Raw genomic sequence first — 21,907 nt, forward strand, 5'->3', positions numbered from 1 at the left:
GGGTCGTTTCCGACGCGCCGGGCCGGGCGTGGCTTCAGCGCCGGGGCCGCTCCGACGGGGCCGGGCGAATCTGGGTCTTCTCGGAGCCGCCATTCGAGCCCTGGGTGCCGTCGTCGTCTTCATCGGACTCCGTCGCGGGGCGGGACGGCGGCGGGCGGCGCGCGCCCACGGCCGGGCGTGCGCCGGTGGCCAGGTTGGGCGAGGGCGCCCGCGAAGGCGGGGTGAAGGGCGGCGGCCGGCGCGGAGGCACCGTGCTGGGGCCGTCATCCTCCGCGAGCAGGTCCTCGGAGACCTCGACCTTGGCCTCGGTGGGGATGGCGGTGCGCGTCTCCTCGGCGGCCTCCGCGAAGGGGTTGCGTGTGGGCGGCGGCGTCGCGTCGTCGTCCATGGCGGGCGGCGGGCGCGGCGGCGCGGCGGCTGCGGGCCGGGCCACGGGCGTCGCGGGCTTCACGGCCGGCGGAGGCTCCGGCGGCCGGACGCGCGCCGAGGGCGGCGGGGTGGGGTGACTGGCGGGCACCTGCACCTGCACGGCTGGCGCGGGAGGCGGAGGCGGCGGGGCGGCGGCCTTGCCGGCCTTCGCGTCGCGGGCGTCCTGCTTGAGGCGCTGCTCGAAGTCGGCCCACTCCTTCTTGAAGTGGGCGGGGTCCGGACGCCCCTCCTCGCGGTGCTTGAGCGACGGGGCCCATCGCACGGTGTACGACTCACCCGCGTGGAAGGTGGGCGGCGGCGGCAGGCCGTAGGTGGCCGGGTCGAAGAAGGACTCGTCCAGGTCGTGGAAGCCGTACGCGCGCGCCTTGCTGACGAAGTTGGGGATGATGCCGGTGGGCGCGTGGTAGCCCAGGATGTGGTCGTCCTCATCCTTGGTGACGGGCGTGAAGACGAAGATGTCCTGGGTGCGGTAGTCGCCCTTCTCGTTGAGGGGCAGCACCTCCGACAGGGCAATCGTCTTGCGGCTGCCGTCGTGGAGGCGCTCGCAGCAGATGATGAAGTTGATGGCGCTGGCCACCTGGGCGCGCACGGCCACCATGGGCAGGTCCACGCCGGACATGAGGCACAGCGACTCGATGCGGCGCAGCGTGTCCGTGGGCGTGTTGGCGTGCGTGGTGGCCAGCGAGCCGCCGTGGCCGGTGTTCATGGCCTGCATGAGGTGGAAGGCCTCGCCGCCGCGCACCTCACCGACGACGATGCGGTCGGGGCGCAGACGCAGCGCGGAGTGGAGCAAATCACCCATGTCCACCGCACCCTTGCCGAACTTGTCGGGCGGCCGGCTTTCGAAGGGCACGACGTGGGACTGATTGAGCTGGAGCTCGGCCGAGTCCTCGATGGTGAGGATGCGCTCCTCATCCGGGATGAGCGACGACACGATGTTGAGCAGCGTCGTCTTGCCGGAGCCCGTGCCGCCGGCCACCAGCATGTTGAGCTTGGTGGCGATGCCCGCTTCGATGAGGCGCGCCATCTGCGGCGTGAGCGACCCGAACTTCATCAAGGATTGGACCGTCAGCTTCTCCTTGAAGAACTTGCGGATGGAGATGGTGGTGCCCTTGCGCGCGATGGGCGGAATCACCACGTGGATGCGGCTGCCATCCGGAAGGCGCGCGTCCAGGCGGGGGCGCTCTTCGTTGAGCATGCGGCCGACGAACTGCGCCATGTTGCGCGCGGCGCCGAGCAGGCCTTCGTCGGTGAACGATGCATCCACTTTCGTGAGCCGGCCCTTGCGCTCAATCCAGATGTCGGTCGGGCCGTTGATCATGATTTCCGACACGGCCTCGTCATCCATGTAGGGCAGGACGGGCTTGAGGAACGCGCGGAGTGACTCGGTGTACATCGTCATGGCGCCACCCAGGCTAGCGCGCTCTGGCCCCAGGGCCCAAGAACCCGCCCCGCCTGCCCGGCTGCTTTCTGGGGCAGGGGCCGCCCACCGGCGGTTTCCAGCGCGGGCGGGCGGAAAGCAGTGGGCGCTCCCGGGGCCCGGTGTTTCAATGCCGCCGCCGCTGGAATGGGAGGCGTGAGTGCTCGCGGAAGGGCTGCCGGAAGACTGGAAGCAGGAACTGCGCGCGGCGCTGGCGTCGCCGTCGTTCCATGAGCTGGAGCGCTTCGTCGAAGCGGAGCGGCGGGAGGCCACCGTCTTTCCGTCGGAGGAGGACCTCTTCTCCGCCTTCCGGCTCACGCCCTATGAAGACGTGCGGGTGTTGCTGCTGGGCCAGGACCCCTACCACGGGCCGGGACAGGCGCATGGGCTGGCCTTCTCGGTGAAGCCGGGGGTGGCGCCGCCGCCCTCGCTGGTGAACATGTTCAAGGAGCTGGAGAGCGACGTGGGCGTGCCCCGCCCGAAGGACGGCTCTCTGATTCCCTGGGCCCGGCAGGGTGTGCTGCTGCTCAACGCGGTGCTGACGGTGCGGCAGGCGAAGCCCAACAGCCACGCGGGGCACGGCTGGGAGGACTTCACGGACGCCGTCATCCGCGCGGTGAGCGCCAAGGACGACCCGGTGGTGTTCCTGCTGTGGGGCCGCTACGCGCAGAAGAAGAAGAAGCTCATCGATTCGAAGCGGCACGTCGTCATCGAGGGCACACACCCCTCGCCGCTGTCGGCCAGCAATGGCTTCTTCGGCAGCCGTCCCTTCAGCGCGGTGAATGCGGCGCTGGAGTCCCACGGCCGTCCGCCCATCGACTGGCGCCTGTCCGCCTGAAGAGGCGGCGAGCCCCGCGAGACTCGGGCCGGACACACCGGGGCCGCGTTGATACGCTGCGGCGCGACATGACCGCTGCCTTCCTCGCCGCCACCACCCCCGAGCCGCTCTCTCCCAACCGCTACGGCATCCGCTTCACCGCGCCCTGGTACCAGGGCAAGGGCGCCTATGGCGGCATCGTCGCGGGGGCGACGCTGCGCGCGTTGGAGCACACCCTGGCGCAGGCCCAGCAGCCGGGCCGTCCCGTGCGCACGCTCACCGTGCACTTCTGCGCGCCCGCGGTGGAGGGGGAGGCGGAAATCCAGACGCGCATCGAACGGACGGGGCGGCTCGTCACGCACGCGACGGCGCGCATCGAGAGCGCCGCGGGTGTGCTGTGCGTGGCCACCGCCACGTTCGGCACCTCGCGCGGTGGCGTGACGGAGTACTTCGACGTCAAGCGCCCCGTCGTCCCGCCGCCGCACGAGGTGCCCGCGGTGCCGGATGACGTGCCCATGCCCACCTTCTGCAGCTTCTTCGAGTACCGCTTCTGCGTGGGCTCGGCGCCGTACTCCGGCGCGGACGTGGCGGAGACGGGCGGGTGGATTCGTCCCAAGGACTCGCTGGTGCTGGACGCGCCGCTGTGTGTGGGGCTGATGGACGCCTATCCGCCGTCGGTGCTCTCGCGGGTGGATGGTTTCCACGCGGCGGCGAGCGTGGACTTCACGGTGCACTTCTTCCACGACCTGCCACGGCCCGGCCTGCGCGAGGACGCCTACTTCCTGCGTACGGGGCGCTCACGGCAGGCGGCGGAGGGTTACTCGGAGGACTTCCAGCAGCTGTGGACCCAGGAGGGCGAACTGCTGGCTCAGTGCCGCCAACTGGTGGCGGTGTTGGGGTAGCGCTCAGGCCGCCGAGGCGAGCTGTTTGACCAGCAGTCGCACCAGCTCCACGGGCTGGATGGGCTTGGGCAGCAGCTCCGCGCCGTAGCGGATGGCCACGGACACGAGGTCATCCAGGTCCTCGTGTCCGGTGAGGAAGATGAACGGCACCCGGCAGTCCTTCAGCTCACGCATCACCGTGAGCACGTCGGAGCCGTTCATGTCCGGCATGTTGTAGTCGCAGAGGATGGCGGAGACGCTGGACAGGTCCAGGTTGAACGCCTCTGCGGGTGACTGCACCGTCACGACTTCGTAGCCCGCGCTCTGGAGGATGTCCCTCACCACCGAGAGCACGAAGGCGTCGTCGTCAATCACCAGCACGTTCTGCATCGGGCCCTCTCCGGGAGCGGTTCAGCGCATCCTACTCAAGCTTCTCCCACGAGATTGTCACGTGACACACGTCTCACGGCACGGGGCGGGATGGACCCGGGGAGGGGATGAGCACCAAATCCTCCTGGGGTGGGATGAGGTATTCCGCACCCGTCTCGGTGACGACGGCCATCTCCTCCACGGCGATGATGCGCTGCTCGCCCTCTCCGCCGTCCGGCCACGCGAAGAACCCGTCGAAGGCGAAGACCTGCCCGGGCCGGACGATTCGCGCCGCCTGGCCCGCCGCGGGCTTGCCCTGCTGCGCGCCGGAGAGCGCCGGGCCCACGTCATGCGCCCAGTAGCCCACCGGGTGCCCCGTTCCCCACATGACGGGCGCGGAGCCGGCTTCCCGCATCCAGTCGCGCTGGGCCTTGTCCACGTCCCAGCCGCGCACGCCGGGTTTCAGGGTGGCCAATGCAGTCCGGCTGCCCTTCTTGCCCTTCTCCCACTTCTCCAGGGCCTCCTTGGGCGGTTGCGTCTCGCCCGGCGCCAGCACGTAGGCGAAGCGCTGGATGTCCGTCACCCACATGCCGCCCACGCGGATGCCGAAGTCCGTCTGGATGAAGTCACCCGGCTGGATGACGCGCTCGGTGGCGTGGGAGTGCCCGCGCGTGGGGCCGCTCTGGACGTTGGGATTCTGGTCCGGCGCCCAGGCGTCGCCCACGCCCAGCTCCGCCATGCGCTTGCGGAGGAAGCGGGCCACATCCACGTCGCGCGTCTTGCCCGGCACCACCGCGCGGTAGGCCTCCACCTCCATCTGGGACGTCAGCGCGGCGGCCTTGCGGAGGATGTCCACCTCCTCGGGCAGCTTCACGGAGAGCCACTCGGAGACGAGGTCCTCGGAGGACACCAGCTTCTTGCGCAGCGCGGGCGTCAGGGCCTTCTCCAGCGCGGCGCGCTGCGTGGCGGACAGGCCATCCGCCACCGTCACCGACGTGGACGAATTGACGGCGATGCGCTTCGGCTTCGCCGCCGCCAGCCGCGAGGCCACCTGTGCGTAGAGATTCGTGCCGCGCGGCAGCGGCACCACCTCGTCGAGCGGCGCCACGTCGCGGAGCGCGGTGGCCTCGCCTTCCGGTGACAGGGCCACGCCGCGCACGGCCGCGCCCTGCTTGAGGAACAGGAAGGCGGCGGTGCCTCCGGCGTTCTCACAGCCGACGTGGATGGCCAGCGGGTCGTTGTCGTTCTCCCGGCAGATGACCACCCACGCGTCCACGTTGGCGCGGGCCATGGCCTGGGGCAGCAGCTTCTGGATGCGCTCCTTGCGGATGCGGGGCCAGGCGTCCTGGGACGCGATGGGGTCGGCGGGCGCGGCGCTGGCGATGGGGGCGGCGAGGAGCAGGGCGGAGAGCAGGGCGTGCCGGACGCGAGTCATGCGGGGAGCAGTCCTTTCGGGAAGGAACGTCATCATCCCCGAGCGCCTGGCGGGAAGGGACGCGCGCGGCGTGAAGTCGTGTGGCGTGCGTGCGAAGAACCGTGCGAAGCCCACCATCGGGCGGCACCATGCAAGCGTTGTCGCCGTGGCTCGTTTAAGGTGTGTCCATGGCCAAGAGCACGTCCCAGAAGCGTCCGTCGAAGGCGAAGAAGCCCGCCGCGTCGAAGGCGAAGGCGAAGAAGGCCGCTGCCCCGAAGAAGGCCGCATCGAGGACGAGCGCCGCGCCCCGTCGCGCCAGCGCGCCGGTGTCTGAGCCCACCGTCGAAACCCCTCGGCCCCCCGTGCTGGAAGCCGAGCCCGTCCTCGCCGACGAGCCCACCTCCGGACGCCCGGGCCCCAAGGCGCTCCCGTCCGGCGAGCCCGCGGGCCGGGTGCTGCCCTTCGAAATCGACCCCAAGCGCATGGAAGAAGGGCTGCGCAAGCTCCAGGGGGAGATGGTCCACTGGGCCAACAAGGGCCGCTACACGCGGGTGCGTTTCAAGTTCCGGGGCAAGCAGCTGCTTCCGGACCTGCCGCTGGCCGCCGTGGTGGCCGCGGAGGGACTCACGTTCTACTGGGGCGGCATCCTGCGCGTGCTCATCGCCAACGTGGTGGGCGGCAGCGTGTTCCAGGTAGAACTCGTGAATGACGCGGAGAAGCGCGTCCAGGCGGGCAAGGAGGCCCTGCTGTCGGGAGACGTGGACCAGGCGCTGGTGCTCTTCCGGGAAGCCGTGGCCATGGACCGTGACTTGCCCTCCGCGCACCTCAATGTGGGCGTGGCCCTGAAGCTCAAGGGCGACCGGGAAGGGGCCTTGGAGGCGTTCGAAAAAGCGAAGGAAAGGGACCCGGAAGGACCGGTAGGGGCCGAAGCAGAGCGCCTAGCCGCTCCCCTGCGTCCGCAGGGCTGAAAAAGGCTCGCTCAAGCGTTCAAAAAAGAGTCCCTTTCCGGCATCCCGCCGTTCGGGGCGGAAGCCCCTTGTTTCCCCTGTTGACGCTGGGAAATCCAGGGGTTACGAACGCTCACTCACTGGACGGCGGCCCCTATTCGCGGGCCCCTCCGCAGACTTCCAGAGCTCATGGCTGACGACACGACTGACAAGCCGGCATCGCCCTCCGCGCCTCCTCCCCCGGACAGCGCTGGAGAGCTCATTCCCGTCAACATCGAAGACGAGATGCGCCGTTCGTATCTCGACTACTCCATGTCCGTCATCGTGGGGCGCGCGCTGCCCGACGTACGTGACGGACTCAAGCCCGTGCATCGCCGCGTGCTGTACGCGATGAATGACTTGGGCAACCTCCACAACCGGGCCTACAAGAAGTCCGCCCGCGTGGTGGGTGACGTCATCGGTAAGTACCACCCGCACGGTGACTCGTCGGTGTACGACGCCATGGTGCGCCTGGCGCAGGAGTGGAGCCTTCGCTACCTGCTGGTGGACGGCCAGGGCAACTTCGGCTCGGTGGACGGCGACTCGCCAGCGGCCATGCGCTACACGGAAGTGCGCATGGAGCGGCTGGCGGAGGACCTGCTGGCGGACATCGACAAGGAGACGGTGGACTTCGGTCCCAACTACGACGACTCGCTGGAAGAGCCGCTCGTCCTCCCGTCGAAGTTCCCCAACCTCCTGGTCAACGGCAGCAGCGGCATCGCGGTGGGCATGACCACCAACATCCCGCCGCACAACATGACCGAGGTCATCAGCGGCACGCTGCACCTCATCGACAACCCGGGCTGCACCGTCCGGGACCTGATGGAGTTCATCACCGGTCCGGACTTCCCCACCGGCGCCATCATCACCGGGCGCGAGGGCATCGTCCGCGCCTACGAGACGGGCCGCGGTCAGGTCACCATCCGGGCGCGCTCGGACATCGAGACCTCCAAGAAGGGTGACCGCGAGGCCATCATCTTCACGGAGATTCCGTACCAGGTGAACAAGGCCCGGCTCATCGAGAAGATCGCCGAGCTGGTGCGCGAGAAGAAGCTGGAGGGCATCAGCGACATCCGCGACGAGAGCGACCGCCAGGGCATGCGCATCGTCATCGAGCTCAAGCGCGATGCGATTTCGCAGGTGGTGCTCAACAACCTGTACACGATGACGTCGCTGGAGACGACCTTCGGCGCGGTGATGCTGGCCATCGACGGGGGCCAGCCGCGCACGCTCAACCTGAAGGAGATGCTGGACCGGTTCATCGCGCACCGCCGCGACGTGGTGACGCGCCGCACGCGCTACGAGCTGCGCAAGGCGCTGGCGCGCATGCACATCGTCGAAGGCCTGCTCGTCGCGCAGGACCTCATCGACCTGGTGGTCAGCCTCATCCGCGCGTCCAAGGATCCGGACGAGGCGCGCTGGGGCCTGATGCACATCCTGTCGCCCGCGCTGTACGAGCACGAGCGCTTCGTCAACCTGGAGCGCATCGACTACGCGAAGGCGAAGGCGCAGATGGAGCTGCTCGTCTCCCGCGCGCGCAACGAGGAGCCCAGCTACGGCGGCCTGGCGCACAAGTACGAGGGCGCGGGCTTCAGCGAGGGCCAGGCGCAGAACATCCTGGAGATGCGCCTGCAGCGGCTCACCGGCCTGCAGCGCGAGGAGCTGTTCCGCGAGCTGATTGGCCTGGTGCGCGACATCGCGCGGCTGCAGGACATCCTGGCCAACGAGCGCAGCCTGCTCAACGTCATCAAGACGGAGCTCGTGGAGATTCGCGAGCGCTACGGCGACAAGCGCCGCACGGAAATCACCGGTGCCGTGGATGAGATGACCAGCGAGGACCTCATCGCCGAAGAGACGATGGTGGTGACGCTGTCGCACACGGGCTACATCAAGCGCTCGCCGCTGACCGAGTACCGGGCGCAGAAGCGTGGCGGACGCGGGAAGACGGGCGCTGCGACGAAGGAAGACGATTTCGTCAGCAAGCTGTTCGTGGCCAGCACGCACGCGTACCTGATGCCCATCACCACGAAGGGCAAGCTGTACTCGCTGAAGGTGCACCAGATTCCGCAGGCCAGCCGCACGTCGCGCGGCAAGGCCATGGTGAACCTGGTGCAGTTCGGAGAGGGCGAGCGGCTGGCGCAGGTGCTGGTGACGCGTGACTTCCCGGAGAACCGCTACGTCTTCTTCGTGACGAAGCGGGGCGTGGTGAAGCGCACGGACCTGAGCGCGTTCGAGAACGTCCGCTCCAGCGGCATCATCGCGCTGGGCATCGACGACGGTGACGAACTGGTGGCGGTGATGATTACCGACGGCAGCAAGGACATCCTGCTGTCGACGGCATCGGGCATGAGCATCCGCTTCCCGGAGACGGAGGTCCGCTCCATGGGCCGCCAGGCCTACGGCGTGAAGGGAATCACGCTGGAGGACGGCGACGAGGTGGTGGGCGCCGACGTGGTGGAGACGGACGCGGCCATCCTCACGGTGACGGAGAACGGCTACGGCAAGCGGACGCAGGAGGCCGAGTACCGGCAGCAGGGCCGTGGCGGCAAGGGCATCATCGACATCAAGACCACCGAGCGGAATGGCAAGGTGGTGGGTCTGCTCCAGGTGAAGGAGTCGGACGAGGTGATGATTGTCACCAACGGCGGCATGCTCATCCGCATGCGGGTGAAGGAGATCTCCGTCATCGGCCGCAACACGCAGGGCGTGCGGCTGATTGCCCTGGAGAACGAGCAGGAGAAGGTCATGGCCATCTCCAAGCTGCCCGAGAGCGACGAGTCCGAGGAGAACGGCGAGGCGGTGGCGCCGGTCGAGGGCGCGCTGCCCACGGCGGAGGCCAGCGCCTCGGAGGCGACTGATGCCGCTGCGCCTGCGGACGCCACGGCTGAGGCCGCGGCGCCTGTGGAAGCCGTTGTCGAGTCGTCCCCGGCGTCTGGGGAGGGCGGCACCCCGGGTGGCGAGGAGCCCACGCAGGGCTGAGCCGTTCGCAGTGAGGAGCGGGGGCCCACGGGCTCCCGCTCCTGTGTCACCCGTGGGGCACTGTCTCAGGGCCTCACGGGCGTTGAATCGCCAGGATTCGGTGCTTCGCCACCTCGACGGCGTAGGTGGAGCCCATGTCCGCGACGGGACCGTCCTTGTCACAGGCGCCGTCCTTGACGGTGAACCGGACGAAGACCACGCCCTCTGGCCCTGGGGCCACTGTCACGTCAAACGACTCCCGTCGATACAGGCACACCTCGTCGGGTGTGGCGCCTCGGTGAGGCTTCACACCCAGCGGGCGGAAGTCGTCCATCGCCAGCGAGATGGCCGCCGCCAGGTCCGCGGGAATCCGCACGCGTCCATCGGCTGGGAGGTCGATGGGGAACGTGAACCGGGCCGCCTCATCCGCGGGCGCACGCTCCGGTTTCAGGGGCCGGTGGAAGAGGCCACAGGCGGGCAGCGTGAGGCAGAGCAGCAGGCGGCGCGACATGTTCCCTCCTGACTCCGGCAACATGGAGTTCAAGCTTCATCGACGGGAGTGATGAAACCAATGAGCTTCCAGGTCTTTCCTTGCCGAACGTACACTTCGCCAGGGCGGCCAGGGTCATCCATGTGCGGTATCAGCTTCATGACTCGGCACTCTGCGTCGAACTGGATGCGGATGACCCAGCGCTGATTTTTCGCACGCCTGTCCTCAGGAGACATGGGGGAAGGGAACCACGGATGGCTGTGGTAATCCGCGAGGATTGAGGCGTAGCCCCGAGAGTCATTGACGTGTCGAGGGGAGTGGCAGCTCTTTCGCTTGTCCTCGAAGACAATCGTCGTCCGACTCTATGGAGATGGAAAGCTGGCGTAGTGCATGCCATCCCGCAGCGTGTAGATGGCACCGCAGTATTCCTGGCCGAAGTCCTTCGCCCGGGCGCCATCCATCTCCATGATGGCCGGGCAGGGTTGGTCGATGACGTCATCAATGTCACGAGAAGGGTGAATCGCTGGCCAAGGGCCCCGTACCCATACATCGCCATTCTTGCGGCCAAAGTAATGCCCGGTGCCTGTCCGAACGTACGACTGGCCACTGCATCCAAGTGCCAGGACTAGCAATACGAGTCGACTGTTCCTCATGGTCCCCCCAGAGGCACTTCGTCAGCGTAACGCGGGAGGATGGTAGCTCAGCGCAGTTCCGCTGGAAGCCGGCTGGCATCCAGCTTCGGCACACCCACCTGCGTCACCGCCTGCGCGCCAAACCAGTTCGCCAGCGCGGCGCAGCGCTCGAACGGCAGTCCTCGCAGCAGTCCCAGCGTGAAGCCAGCGAGGAAGCAGTCCCCCGCGCCCGTGGCATCCACTTCCTCCACCGCAACCGTGGGCACGTCGATGCGCGCATCCGCCGTGAACACCGTGCAGCCCCGCGCCCCACGCGTCACCACCAGGCACGTCCGCTGACGTACCCGCTCGACGTCCATCGCCCGGGCTTCCTCCTCGCTGGCCTTCAGCACCCGGAGCCGCTCCAGCAGCCCCGCGAAAGGCGTGTCCTCCAGGCGGAGATTGAGCACCCGTCCGTCATCATCGAGCGCCCGAATCAACCCCTGCGCATCCGCCAGCACATGCCGCGCCCGCCCAGAGACATGGATCAGCGTCTCCGGCAGCACCTCACCCGCCACCCCGCAGGCCAGTGCCACGCGTGCGTCCACGGTGATGTCCGCAGGGCGAATCGGCTCCGCCTTCGCACTGACGCGAAGCGTCCGTGCCTCTCCCTCGAAGTCCGCGATGAACTGCGTGGTGCGCGTTCCCGGAACGATGCGCGGCGGATACCGGACCTGGTCCGCGTAACGGAAGTCCTCGCCGGCCACCGCGGCCACCGCGTACTCCAGCCCCATCGCATCCAGGACGGACGCGATGTACGCCGCCGACCCGCCGAGCGCATGTGTTTCCCGCCCGGGGCCATGCCGGAGCAGGTCGTGGCAGTAGCTCCCTACAACCAGCACATCGCGCAGGGATGCGTCACCCATGACGCGCGTTCTACTTCCGGGTGAAGTCCTTCGGCACGGGAACCCCCGCGGCCTTGTCGTCCGTCCAGGCGATGTTGAGAATCCACCAGCGCCGCCCATCGAAGACGAGCTGCAAGCTGTTGACGCCCGTGGTCATCACCGGCCCGTCCGCGGTTTCACGCGTCTCATACGCGCTCAGCACCTGGACCATGTCGCCATAGCCAGATGCCTGCCGGCGCGTCTCCTTCTCGAAGAACCCCCGCTTGTCGAAGGCCACAGCGGCGGAGGTGGCATAGTCATCCGGCGTGAAGGGCGTGGCCGCGGGCCCCTTGCCGTCCTTCAGGCGGCGGATGGGAATCATCTGCGCGCCCGGGTGGAAGAGGGCGCGGAAGCGATGCCAGTCGCGCGCTTGTCCTGCAGGGCCGCTGATGACGTCGTACAGCGCGGCGATGAGGGAGTCGATGGAGCGCACGTCCTCGGGGCGAGGCGCGGGGGCGAGCTGGAGCGCGCTCCGGGTTCGCTCGGCGGCGTCCTTCATCGGGTTGGGCGTGGAGACGGGAGGCTTCGGGGTCGCAGGCGGCTGCGCGAGGGCGGAAGGCGCGGCGAGCAGGGCGGCGGCACAGGCGGCGACGAGCGGGCGCGGCATGGGTGTCTCCACGGTGGCGGGAGGTGGCGGCCCACGAGGCTACTCCGGGCCGGGAAGGAGCGCTGTCGTCACCTGTTTCGCGCTTCACCGCGCGTCCGCGCGCAATCGGTGGAAGCGGGGGAGGCCGTCCGTTAGGGTTCCGGCCCATGGTACGACTCCTCCTGACCTCCCTGGTCCTGACCCTGGCCTCCCCCGCGCTCGCGGCGGAGACGCTCACCGTCTACTCCGGCCGCAACGAGAAGCTCGTGGGCCCGCTCCTCAAGAAGTTCACCGAGAAGACGGGGGTCGAGGTGAAGGTGCGCTACGGCGAGACGCCGCAGCTCGCCGCCACGTTGCTGGAGGAGGGCGCGAAGACGCCCGCCGACGTGTTCTTCGCGCAGGACGCGGGGGCGCTCGGCGCGCTGGCGAAGGCGGGCCAGTTGCAGGCGCTGCCCAAGGAGACGCTGGACAAGGTGGATGCGCGCTTCCGCTCGCCGCAGGGCGTGTGGGTGGGCACCAGCGGCCGGGCGCGCGTGGTGGCCTACAACACGAAGAAGGTGAAGGCGGACACGCTGCCCAAGAGCATCCTCGGCTTCACGGATGCGAAGTGGAAGGGCCGCCTGGGCTGGGCGCCCACGAACGCCTCGTTCCAGTCCTTCGTCACCGCGCTGCGGCTGCTCAAGGGCGACGAGGCCGCGACGCAGTGGCTCAAGGGCATCCAGGCCAACGCGCCGCGCGTCTACAAGAACAACTCCGCCATCATCGAGGCGCTGGGGCGCGGTGAAATCGACGCGGGCTTCGTGAACCACTACTACCTGTACTCCGCGAAGAAGAACAAAGCGGACCTGCCCGTGGCCAACTACTTCGTCGCGGCGGGTGACCCGGGCGCGCTGGTGAACGTGGCGGGCGTGGCCATCCTCAAGGGCTCGAAGAACACCGACGCGGCGAAGAAGCTGGCCGCGTACCTGCTGGACGCCGAGGCGCAGACGTACTTCGCGCAGGAGACGTCCGAGTTCCCGCTGGTGTCTGGCGTGAAGCTGGCCGAGGGCCTGCCGGCGCTCGACAAGGTGGGCTCGCCCGACCTGGACCTGTCCAAGCTGGATGACCTGCGCGGCACCGTGAAGCTGCTCCAGGACAACGGCGTCCTCTGATGCGCCGTCGTGCCCCGGTGGGGTTGTGGGTGGCCGGCGTGGCCATGGCCGCGCTGGCGCTGGTGCCCGCGGTGTACCTGTGCGTGCGGGCCGTGGACGCGGATGCGGACGCATGGGGCCTGCTGCTGCGAGACAGGACGTGGGGCCTGATGGGCCGCACGTTGGGGCTCGCGGCGGCGGTGACGGGCTGCGCGGCGCTGTTGTCGCTGCCGCTGGCCTGGCTCACCGCGCGCACGGACCTGCCAGGGCGCCGTCTGTGGACGGTGTTGCTGTGTGTGCCATTGGCGGTGCCCACGTTCGTCAGCGGCTACGTGCTGCTGGCGGCGTTTGGCGTGGGCGGCGCGCTGGAAGAGCCCCTGACGCGCTGGGGCCTTCCGGTGCCACCCGTGTATGGCTTTCCCGGAGCGCTGCTGGCGCTGACGGTGTCGACGTATCCGTACTTCTTCCTCGCGCTGCGCGCCGGGCTGCTGTCCCAGGACCCGGCGTGGCTGGAGGGAGCGAGGAGCCTGGGGCTCACCCCCGCCCGGGCCTTCTTCCGCATCACCGTGCCCCTGCTGCGTCCGGCCTTCGCGTCGGGCGCGCTGCTGGTGGGCCTGTACGTCCTCTCCGACTTCGGCGCGGTGGCGCTGCTGCAGTACGACGCTTTCTCGCGCGCCATCTACGTTCAGTACGAGGGCGCGTATGACCGCAGCTACGCGGCGCTGCTGGGACTGGCGCTGGTGTCCGTGACGGTGGGCGTGCTGGCCCTGGAGCTGTGGCTGCGCGGCCGTGCGGGCTACCACCGCAGCGCGAAGGGCGCCGCTCGGGCCTCCTCGCTCGTGCGGTTGGGCCGCTGGCGCGTGCCGGCGCTGCTCTTGTGCGGCGCGGTGGTGGCGGTGGGCGTGGGGCTGCCGGTGGGCATCCTCGTCTACTGGGGCGTGCAGGGGTTGTCGGTGGAGTCGGGGCCGATGATGGGGCCCGCGTGGAACTCGGTGAGTGCTTCCATGCTGGGCGCGGTGGCGGCGGTGGTGGGCGCGTTGCCGCTGGCCTTCCTCGCGGTGCGCTACCCGAGCCGCCTCACGGTGGCGCTGGAGCGCGTGTCCTACGCGGGCTATGCGCTGCCGCCCATCGTGCTGGCGCTGTCGCTCGTCTTCCTGGGCGTGCAGGCGGTGCCCTTCCTCTATGGCACCCTGGTCATGCTGGTGCTGGCCTACGTGGTGCGCTTCCTGCCGCAGGCGGTGGGCGTGGTGCGGGCGTCGCTGCTCCAGCTCAACCCGCACCTGCCGGAGGCCGCGGCGTCGCTGGGCCAGCCTCCGTCCGGCGTGCTGCGCCGGGTGACGGCGCCGCTGCTGCGGCCCGGGCTGCTTGCGGGCGCGGCGCTCGTCTTCCTCACGGCGATGAAGGAGCTTCCGGCCACGTTGCTGCTGGCGCCCATCGGCTTCGAGACGCTCGCCACGCGCGTCTGGGGCGCCACGGCCGAGGGCCGCTTCGCCGAGGCCGCGCTGCCGGCGCTGGTGCTGATGGCCGTCTCCACGCTGGGTGTGGGACTGCTGGTGTCGCAAGAGGGCAGCTCGTCCCCGAGTTAAGCCAAAGCGCCCGGGCTCGCGGGAACGCGGTAGGGTGCGCCGCCCGCCATGCCTCTGCTTTCGCTCGACGACATCACCCTTCGTTATTCCTCCAGCGGTACCGCCGCGGTGGACGGCCTGTCCCTGGCGGTGGAGCCCGGCGAAGTGCTGGCGCTGCTGGGCCCGTCGGGGTGTGGCAAGACGACGACGCTACGGCTGGTCGCGGGCTTCGAGCGCCCCAACAGCGGCACCGTCACGTTGGAGGGCCGCACCCTGGCCAGCCCTGGCGCCTTCGTGCCGCCCGAGCAGCGCAGCGTGGGCATGGTGTTCCAGGACTACGCGCTCTTTCCGCACCTGTCCGTGGTGGAGAACGTGGCCTTCGGCCTCACCGCGATGCCGCGTCAGGAAGCCCGCGCCCGCGCGAGCAACATGCTGAAGCTCTTCGGCCTGGAGGGCTTCGAGTCGCGCATGCCACACGCGCTCTCGGGCGGACAGCAGCAGCGCGTGGCGCTGGCCCGGGCGCTGGCTCCCGGGCCTCGGGTGCTGCTGTTGGACGAGCCCTTCTCCAGCCTGGACAGCGCGCTGCGGGCCTCCACGCGGATGGAGGTCCGGCGGGTGCTGAAGTCGCTGGGGGCCACGGTGATGCTCGTCACGCATGACCAGCAGGAAGCCATGGCCTTCGCGGACCGGCTGGCGGTGATGCGGGCGGGCAAGGTGGAGCAGGTGGGCACACCGGAGGCCGTCTACGCCACGCCGCGCACGGCCTTCGTGGCGTACTTCCTGGGCGGCACCAACCTGCTGCCGGGTGTGGGCTTCGGCAATGGCGCCCGGACGCTGCTTGGCATCCTTCCGGTGACGGGCGCGCCAGCGAAGGGCAACGTGCTGCTGTCGCTGCGTCCAGAGGCGATGCGACTGGTGCCGGACACGGATGGCGTCGCGTTGGGCGGCGCGCTGCGAGCGGAGGTGTTGGCGCGCGAGTTCCAGGGCCCCGCCGCCGAGTTCACCGTGGCGTGCAACGGCCTGGAGCTCACCGTGCGCGGCGCGCCGGACCTGCCGCTGCGCGCGGGTGACCGGGCGCGGCTGGAGGTGGTGGGGCGGGCAATGGTGTTGGAGGACACTCCGGACTGAGCCTGGCTGTCCCTCGGGCGGCCGGACGGCATACGCTGGGTGTGGGCCAGGGCCGCAATCACCCGGGCCCTTCATGCGTAGAGGTAGGTATGAACATCGCAGGCCTTCGTGGAATGGGGAGCCGTTTTTTCCGGTACGTGCGCGACCCGCACGTAGCGCTCTGGCGGAAGCTCGCTGGCGTGATGGCGGTGGTCTACTTCCTGTCGCCCGTGGACGCGCTGCCGGACGTGATTCCGGTACTCGGCTGGTTGGATGACCTGGGCGTGCTGTCCGCCGCCGCCTTCTTCATGGTGCGCGAGGTGCAGCGCCACCAGATTGTCATCCCGGGAGAGGCTGCGCAGCCGGGTGTCGCCGCCCCGGCGCGCAGCAAGACGGTCTGAGTCGCCGGGCACCCCCGTGACGCGGGGTGAGAGGCTCTTGCCGGGTCCCGGGCACCCGTGGTTTGTGCGCCAGGAAGACTGTTGCACGGAGCCTGGATGTCCGGTTCGCAGGGAAGTGTCGTTCTCATCACCGGTGCGTCGTCCGGCATCGGCAAGGCGTGCGCGGAGCTGCTGAGCGCGCGTGGCCACACCGTCTACGGCACCAGCCGCCGTCCCGTGGAGGCCGCGCGGCTGGGCTACCGGATGCTGGAGCTGGACGTCACCCAGGATGACTCCGTGCAGCGGGCCGTGGAGACGGTGCTGTCGCGTGAGGGCCGCATCGACGTGGTGGTGAACAATGCGGGTCATGCGCTCGCGGGCGCCGCCGAGGACACCTCCATCGAAGAAGCGCGCGCGCAGTTGGACGCCAACTTCCTGGGCGCGCTGCGAGTGTGCAAGGCGGTGCTGCCTTCAATGCGCGAGCGGCGCTCTGGCCGCATCATCCAGGTCAGCTCCCTGGGCGGGCAGGTGGGGTTGCCCTTCCAGTCGCTCTACAGCGCCAGCAAGTTCGCCCTGGAGGGCTTCACCGAGGCGCTGCGCCAGGAGGTGGCCGAGTTCGGCATCGAGGCGACGCTGGTGCAGCCCGGAGACGTGCGGACGCAGCTCACCCAGAACCGCGTGTGTGTCGCGAAGGCGGGCGCGGGCTCCGTGTACCAGGAGCGCTTCGAGGCCGTGCTGAAAGCCATCGAGAACGGCGAGCGCGAGGGACTCGCCGCCGAGGACGTGGCGAGGAAGGTGCTGGAGGTGATGGAGCGCGGAGCGCCTCGCGTGCGCTACCCGGTGGCCCAGCTGGCGCAGCGCGTGGCGGTGGTGGCGAAGGCCGTGCTGCCCTCGCGCACCTTCGAGCAGATCCTCATGTCCATCTACGGCCTGCGCCGCCGCTGACCGAGGCTAGAACCGGCCCACCATCGATACGCCTGTGCCCCCACGCGACGTGGTGAGCGGCGCCAGCGTCACCTGGGGCGCGTCCGGAAGGTCGAAGTTCCGGGAGAGGTACGTGGTGAGGGCCAGGCCGCCCAGCACGCCGATGCCGCTGCCCACGAGGATGGCGTCTCCCGCGTCGTTGCCCGCGGTGAGGTAGACGGCGCTCGCGCCCACCAGTCCGCCGAGGATGCCGCCCGCGTCGATGATGAGCATGCGGCCTCGGGACACCGGCACGTACTTCGACAGGATGGCCATCGACAGGATGCCCGCGGCGGTGGCGCCCAGCTCGACAGCGAAGAAGCCCTGCGTGTCATTGTTGTCCGAAGTCGCCAGAAACAGCGCCGTCACCGCGCCGGCCCAGAGGCCACCCGAGTTGGCCAGGGACACCTGTCCCGAGGTGGGGTTCACCAGGTGCGCCAGCAGGACGCCCACGCCGGTGAAGCCCGCCCCGCCGAGGATGGCGGAGCCCAGGGCATTGTCACCATCCAAGTCGAAGGCGAGCAGTGTCGCGACACCGAACCAGAAACCCCACACGGTGCCGGAGTTGATGACGGCGGCTTGTCCGTCCGTCACACCGCCCCGGGTGAGAAGCAGCGAGCTGGCGGCGCCCGCTCCTGCGCCCAGCAGTGACACCGCGGCGTAACCCTGGCCGCTGCAATCTCCGATGGCGCACAGGAGGACGCCTTGGGTTACCCCGTGCAGCGTCTGCACCACGACGAGAGAGGCACGCGCGGCGCTGGAGTGGGGCTCTCGCCTCACCGCGCTCGCGGCGGCGGTGGCCAGCCGCCCCCCGGGCGCGAGCCGTGTCCGGGAGAGCCGGGCCAGCTCGGTGGCATATGGGTGCTGTGGACAGGCCGCGAGCACTCGCTCGAACAGCGCCAGCGCCTTCGCGTCGTTGCCGCTCACGAGCGCATCGAAGCCAGCCGAGTAATCCGCCTCGGAGCTGGCCGCACAGGCATCGGGCGTGGACACCAGGGGCGGCGCGGTGACCGTCTCCGGTGCCGTGGCCTCGGAAGAGGGCGGAGTCTCCGGGGGCTGAGCGGAGAGCGTGGCAAGCAGGATGAGCGTGGCGAGCGTCATGGCGCCCGGCACTGTATGCGAAGCGCGGCGGCGGCATGTATCAGCCATGCCGCCGCCTTTTCGCGGTGCGTCAGCGCGCTGCCAGCGTGTCGACGTGCTCACGCAGGGCCACCTCGTTGCCCAGCCGGCCGTTGAGCCCGGCGAGCGGCTTCGCGGCCTGCTCGATGCGGCACCGGGTGCGCGGCCCCGCCGCGGCCAGCCACGCCACGCCCAGCGCCAGCTCCGCCACCTGTGCATCGCCGCTCAGGCTGGCGGTCAGGGACAGCAGGGCCTCCACCGCCTTCTTCACCTGCGCGCCGTGCAGCGGATGGCTGCTGGTGATGCCCTCGCGCAGCAGCGTCAGCAAGGCCAGCGCCGTGGCACGCGCCTGTCGCACGGGCTCGGAGCCTTCGCCGGTGCCTTCCCAGAGCCCGTTGGCGAGCTGCCGAGACAGCAGTCCCTCCGCGCCCGTGTCGACACCGCCCTCGGCCGCCGGAGCCTCGTCGCGGTACGCGTCGGATTCCCCGAACTCCGCCTCCTTCATCGGCTCTGGAGGCTGACCGCCGCCGAAGAAGTTGGAGAGGATTCCTCCCTTATTGCGCTTCTTTTTCATGGCGTCGGCCTTGCCCTGTTCACGCCGCTCGCTCCTCATGATCATCCAGTCCGTGGTGCCGCCATCGGCATCCATGGAGGGCGTGCTCTGCGCGGGCGCGGGCGGGGGCGGCATGGCGCCACTCGCGGCCATCCGTCCGCGACGGGGGACGGCGCCACCGATCGCGGCCTCCTCCTTCTGTGCGCCGAACATGGCCCAGCCCGCGGGGGCGTTCACGGGGATGACGCGCGTCTTCGCCTGTCCCGAGTTCCGCCGCTCGCCCTTGCGCTCCTCCACCACGACGAACGAGGTGTACCGGGTGACAATCTGGTGCGCGACGGCCAGCTCGACGATGCGCTGTTTCATGGACTCCGCGCGGCGTCCGGTGAGCTGCGCGGCCTCCCAGCCCCGGATGCGCTCGGCGGCCCACAACTTCTCCACCGCCGGCCGGTCCGACACCGCGGGCAGGTCCACGCGGACGGTGAGCGAGAGGGGCTCCCGTCCCGAGCGCCCACGCAGCGTCACCGTGCCCGTCCCGGGCGAGGCATAGCGGCCCAGCAGCGTCCAGGGCACGCCATCCACCAGGGGGGGCAGCTCGGCGGGCGCCAGCTCCGCGCACTCCACGCCGTCGAAGTGGACCTCCAGCTCGGTGACGCGAGGTGCCAGCGCGCGGGAGAACTGCGCCACCACCTTGTCGTCGATGCGCTCGCCCGGGTGGATGAACTCCACGTCGCCGCCCGTCTGCTTCGCCATGTCCCGCAGCAGCACGTCGCTGACGTTGGTGCCGATGCCGAACGAGTACACCCGTGCCGTCTTCCGAGCCTCGAGCACGGCGCGCAGGATCTCCGACTCGTTGCCCACCTGTCCGTCCGTGAGCAGCACGATGACGCCGTCGGGAGCCGCCTGCACCGCGGCGCGCATGGGCGCGAGCAGCTCCGTGCCGCCATCCGCGTTCAGCGCGGCCACCCATCGGTCCGCCTCCTCGAGCGTGCGCTGCGTGAAGGGCACGGGCTCGGGCTGGAACGACCGGAAGTGATTCTCGAACGCGATGACGTTGAACCGGTCGCCCTCGCGCAGGTGGCGCAGGCACAGCCGGAGCGCGGCCTGGGCCTGGGGCAGGCTCTCGCCGGCCATGGAGCCGGAGACGTCCACGACGAACACCACCTCCTGCTTGGCCGGCGCGGAGGCCATGGCCAGCAGGTCCGGCACCACGGTGAGCGCGAAGGTGCCCGGGCCTCCCTCGCCCTTGCGGTGCGTGACGAGCGGCGTGAACACCGCGCTGCTGTCCGGGCTGCGCAGGCTCAGCACCAGGTCGCGGTCCAGGGACACCTCGCCGCGCGAGAAGCCAACGCGCACGCGGGTGCCTTCCTCCCGGGTGACGGTGATGGCGTGGGACGGGCTCTCCACCACCACCTCGCGGCCCAGGTCCACGAGCAGGTCCATGCGCAGGCCGTAGTGTACGTTGCCCACGGGTGGGGTGATGCGGTCCGCGTCCGGCACCTGGGCCGTGGGCGCTTCACTGCCGTGGCCGGTGCGGTCGCCCGTGGTCGCACCGGGGATGTAGCGAGGCGCCACCAGCGTGGGCAGCATCCAGCGCACGCTACCTTCCTCGGCGGTGACGGCCTGGAGGAACTCCACCTCCACCACCGTCTCCTCGCCGGGCAGCAGGTTGCCCACCTGTGCGGTGAAGACGTTGCGGCGCTCCTCGTCCAGCAGGGCCGCGCCGTGGCCCGCGGTGACGGCGTCGTCGTAGGTCCGGAAGGCCTCTTCACGCTCCCGCACCACGCCTTCAATGCGCCGCCCGGCGCACGTCATGGAGAAGGCGGAGAGGGTGCCATCCGAGGGTAGGGGGAAGGTGTAGATGGCCTCCACCGGCTGGTACTCGTCGTTGCGATAGCGCTGGCGAACGCGCACGCGTGCATGTCCGCCGAGGAGCTCGCCCGTGACTTCGACACCCTGGAGGGGGACCTGCGTGCCGTTGCGCGTGTACAGCCCTGCCTTCTCGTTGGTCATGGCTTCTCCCTTTCCTGGAACTCCGCGATGAGGGCGCGAACGCGTTCCGCGAGCGCCCGAGTCTTCGTGTCCGCTGCTTCCGAGACGTGCAGCTCCAGCCCTGGGAGAAGCTCCCAGCGCTCGTAACGCTTCAGGCCCGTGGCCGGGGACGGGGGCGCTTGCTGTGGCGCCACCACGGCGGGCCCCGGCGCCGGCTGCGCGTACACCGGGGGCGTGGGTGTCGCGTCTGAATCGGCGAGCTGGCGCAGCTCATCGAGGCTCAGGCGCTGCAGCTCCGCCTGGATGGCATCCAGGGGAAGGAACCGCGCCTGCAGGACCCGGATGGCCTTGAGCCGCACGAGGTGCTCTTCCCCGTACACGGTGTCGGGTCCCCGGAAGGGGGGCGCGGGAAGCAGGCCGCGTTGGACGTAGTAGCGCACCGTCCGCGGCGAGACGCCCACCGCCTCGGCCAGCTCCGTCAGCTTCCATTCGCTCTGTGTCTTCGGCGTGCTCACGGTTCAGACAGTACGACTCGACATTTTAAGTGTCAAGTTGCCACTGATGAATTGGCAGTAGCGGTGGCTGGAGCGCGAGGGCCCCAGCTCAGCGGCATCTCGACAGTGTTGCTGCCAAGTCATGACACCCGGCGCTTGTCCGCTGTCATGACCCGGTGGCGGGCGAAGGGCGCGGAGGTGTTGCGTCAGTCGGGGTGGGGTGGAACAGAGGAGGGCATGAATGGCCTCGCGGAAGTCGTGGACCTCTCTTCCATCCGGCTCATCGGCACGGCGGTGACGCCCGCGGTGATGGTGTCGGCGTGTGGCATCGTGGCGACGGGGTTGGACAACCAGATTGCGCGCATGACGGCGCGCATCCGGGAGATGGCGCGGGAGTGGCGGCTGCTGCCGGAGGGGCACACCCGGCGCGCGGTGTTGCGCCAGGAGGTCGCCATCCTGGACCGGCGGCACGCCATCCTCGCCCGGGCGATTGCCTTCACCTACACGGCGCTGCTGGCCTTCGTGGTGACGTCGCTGCTGTACCTGACGAAGCGGCAGACGCAGCTGCCCGAGGCCCTGCCGGTGGTGTCCTTCTCGTTGGGCGTGGTGCTGCTGGGCGCGACGGCGCTGCTCGTGCTGGCGTCGCTGCGGCTGAGCCGGCGGGCCATCAAGCTGGAGCGGCAGGAACTCTTCGACTAG

At 69.7% G+C, this 21,907-nt stretch carries 19 protein-coding genes; 10 read left to right on the forward strand and 9 right to left on the reverse strand.

The features are described 5' to 3' along the window. Positions 1 to 34 precede the first annotated feature (34 nt). Complete coding sequence (locus BHS09_RS03910) at positions 35 to 1,831, reverse strand: CpaF family protein (RefSeq protein ID WP_140787354.1); 1,797 nt, start codon at positions 1,829 to 1,831, stop codon at positions 35 to 37. A 178-nt stretch (positions 1,832 to 2,009) separates the two neighbouring features. Here BHS09_RS03910 and ung point away from each other — a divergent pair, with 178 nt between their 5' ends. After that, positions 2,010 to 2,687 (forward strand): uracil-DNA glycosylase, encoded by a 678-nt coding sequence (gene ung / locus BHS09_RS03915; RefSeq protein WP_140787356.1) that lies wholly within the window; start codon positions 2,010 to 2,012, stop codon positions 2,685 to 2,687. 68 nt (positions 2,688 to 2,755) lie between these two features. Beyond that, the gene (locus BHS09_RS03920; RefSeq protein WP_140797196.1) at positions 2,756 to 3,568 is read left to right on the forward strand and encodes an acyl-CoA thioesterase; all 813 of its coding nucleotides are present in this window, start codon (positions 2,756 to 2,758) and stop codon (positions 3,566 to 3,568) included. A gap of 3 nt (positions 3,569 to 3,571) precedes the next feature. On the opposite strand, the gene BHS09_RS03925 is transcribed toward BHS09_RS03920, so the two are convergent. Further along, positions 3,572 to 3,937 (reverse strand): response regulator, encoded by a 366-nt coding sequence (locus BHS09_RS03925; protein ID WP_140787381.1) that lies wholly within the window; start codon positions 3,935 to 3,937, stop codon positions 3,572 to 3,574. Between the two features lie 73 nt (positions 3,938 to 4,010). Continuing rightward, on the reverse strand, positions 4,011 to 5,351 hold the full coding sequence (locus BHS09_RS03930; protein ID WP_174260489.1) for a M24 family metallopeptidase: 1,341 nt from the start codon (positions 5,349 to 5,351) through the stop codon (positions 4,011 to 4,013). Between the two features lie 167 nt (positions 5,352 to 5,518). On the opposite strand from BHS09_RS03930, the gene BHS09_RS03935 reads away from it, so the two are divergent. Continuing rightward, entirely contained in the window at positions 5,519 to 6,298 is a 780-nt protein-coding gene (locus tag BHS09_RS03935; RefSeq protein ID WP_140787386.1) for a tetratricopeptide repeat protein, read from the forward strand. A 168-nt stretch (positions 6,299 to 6,466) separates the two neighbouring features. Then, the gene (gene gyrA, locus BHS09_RS03940; protein WP_140797198.1) at positions 6,467 to 9,295 is read left to right on the forward strand and encodes a DNA gyrase subunit A; all 2,829 of its coding nucleotides are present in this window, start codon (positions 6,467 to 6,469) and stop codon (positions 9,293 to 9,295) included. A 73-nt stretch (positions 9,296 to 9,368) separates the two neighbouring features. On the opposite strand, the gene BHS09_RS03945 is transcribed toward gyrA, so the two are convergent. The 3 genes from BHS09_RS03945 to BHS09_RS03960 all read right to left on the reverse strand — a co-directional run bounded on the left by BHS09_RS03945 (position 9,369) and on the right by BHS09_RS03960 (position 11,926). After that, the gene (locus BHS09_RS03945) at positions 9,369 to 9,785 is read right to left on the reverse strand and encodes a hypothetical protein (RefSeq protein ID WP_140797199.1); all 417 of its coding nucleotides are present in this window, start codon (positions 9,783 to 9,785) and stop codon (positions 9,369 to 9,371) included. Between the two features lie 679 nt (positions 9,786 to 10,464). Next, entirely contained in the window at positions 10,465 to 11,301 is an 837-nt protein-coding gene (locus BHS09_RS03955; RefSeq protein ID WP_140797200.1) for a PfkB family carbohydrate kinase, read from the reverse strand. Positions 11,302 to 11,311: 10 nt separating this feature from the next. After that, positions 11,312 to 11,926, reverse strand: coding sequence for a nuclear transport factor 2 family protein (locus BHS09_RS03960; RefSeq protein ID WP_140787392.1), 615 nt, complete (start codon positions 11,924 to 11,926; stop codon positions 11,312 to 11,314). 146 nt (positions 11,927 to 12,072) lie between these two features. Here BHS09_RS03960 and BHS09_RS03965 point away from each other — a divergent pair, with 146 nt between their 5' ends. From BHS09_RS03965 to BHS09_RS03985, 5 genes are all read left to right on the forward strand, one after another. Beyond that, positions 12,073 to 13,056, forward strand: coding sequence for an iron ABC transporter substrate-binding protein (locus tag BHS09_RS03965; RefSeq protein ID WP_140797201.1), 984 nt, complete (start codon positions 12,073 to 12,075; stop codon positions 13,054 to 13,056). Beyond that, positions 13,056 to 14,621, forward strand: a complete 1,566-nt coding sequence (locus BHS09_RS03970; RefSeq protein ID WP_140787396.1) for an ABC transporter permease — start codon at positions 13,056 to 13,058, stop codon at positions 14,619 to 14,621. The genes BHS09_RS03965 and BHS09_RS03970 overlap by 1 nt, the downstream gene beginning before the upstream one ends. 48 nt (positions 14,622 to 14,669) lie before the next feature. Continuing rightward, positions 14,670 to 15,728, forward strand: coding sequence for an ABC transporter ATP-binding protein (locus BHS09_RS03975; protein WP_140787398.1), 1,059 nt, complete (start codon positions 14,670 to 14,672; stop codon positions 15,726 to 15,728). A gap of 113 nt (positions 15,729 to 15,841) precedes the next feature. Beyond that, on the forward strand, positions 15,842 to 16,108 hold the full coding sequence (locus tag BHS09_RS03980; RefSeq protein WP_174259033.1) for a YkvA family protein: 267 nt from the start codon (positions 15,842 to 15,844) through the stop codon (positions 16,106 to 16,108). 96 nt (positions 16,109 to 16,204) lie between these two features. After that, on the forward strand, positions 16,205 to 17,032 hold the full coding sequence (locus tag BHS09_RS03985) for an SDR family oxidoreductase (RefSeq protein WP_140797203.1): 828 nt from the start codon (positions 16,205 to 16,207) through the stop codon (positions 17,030 to 17,032). Positions 17,033 to 17,038: 6 nt separating this feature from the next. Here BHS09_RS03985 and BHS09_RS03990 read toward each other — a convergent pair whose 3' ends face one another. From BHS09_RS03990 to BHS09_RS04000, 3 genes are all read right to left on the reverse strand, one after another. Continuing rightward, complete coding sequence (locus BHS09_RS03990) at positions 17,039 to 18,151, reverse strand: tetratricopeptide repeat protein (RefSeq protein ID WP_237080181.1); 1,113 nt, start codon at positions 18,149 to 18,151, stop codon at positions 17,039 to 17,041. 70 nt (positions 18,152 to 18,221) lie between these two features. Then, complete coding sequence (locus BHS09_RS03995) at positions 18,222 to 20,735, reverse strand: VIT domain-containing protein (RefSeq protein ID WP_140797205.1); 2,514 nt, start codon at positions 20,733 to 20,735, stop codon at positions 18,222 to 18,224. Next, a complete protein-coding gene (locus BHS09_RS04000; RefSeq protein WP_140797206.1) occupies positions 20,732 to 21,229 on the reverse strand; it encodes a MerR family transcriptional regulator in 498 nt (165 codons plus the stop codon). The genes BHS09_RS03995 and BHS09_RS04000 overlap by 4 nt, the downstream gene beginning before the upstream one ends. 216 nt (positions 21,230 to 21,445) lie before the next feature. On the opposite strand from BHS09_RS04000, the gene BHS09_RS04005 reads away from it, so the two are divergent. Further along, positions 21,446 to 21,907 (forward strand): DUF2721 domain-containing protein, encoded by a 462-nt coding sequence (locus BHS09_RS04005; RefSeq protein WP_140787410.1) that lies wholly within the window; start codon positions 21,446 to 21,448, stop codon positions 21,905 to 21,907.

This window comes from Myxococcus xanthus (assembly GCF_006402735.1).
Classification (GTDB): Bacteria; Myxococcota; Myxococcia; order Myxococcales; family Myxococcaceae; genus Myxococcus; species Myxococcus xanthus_A.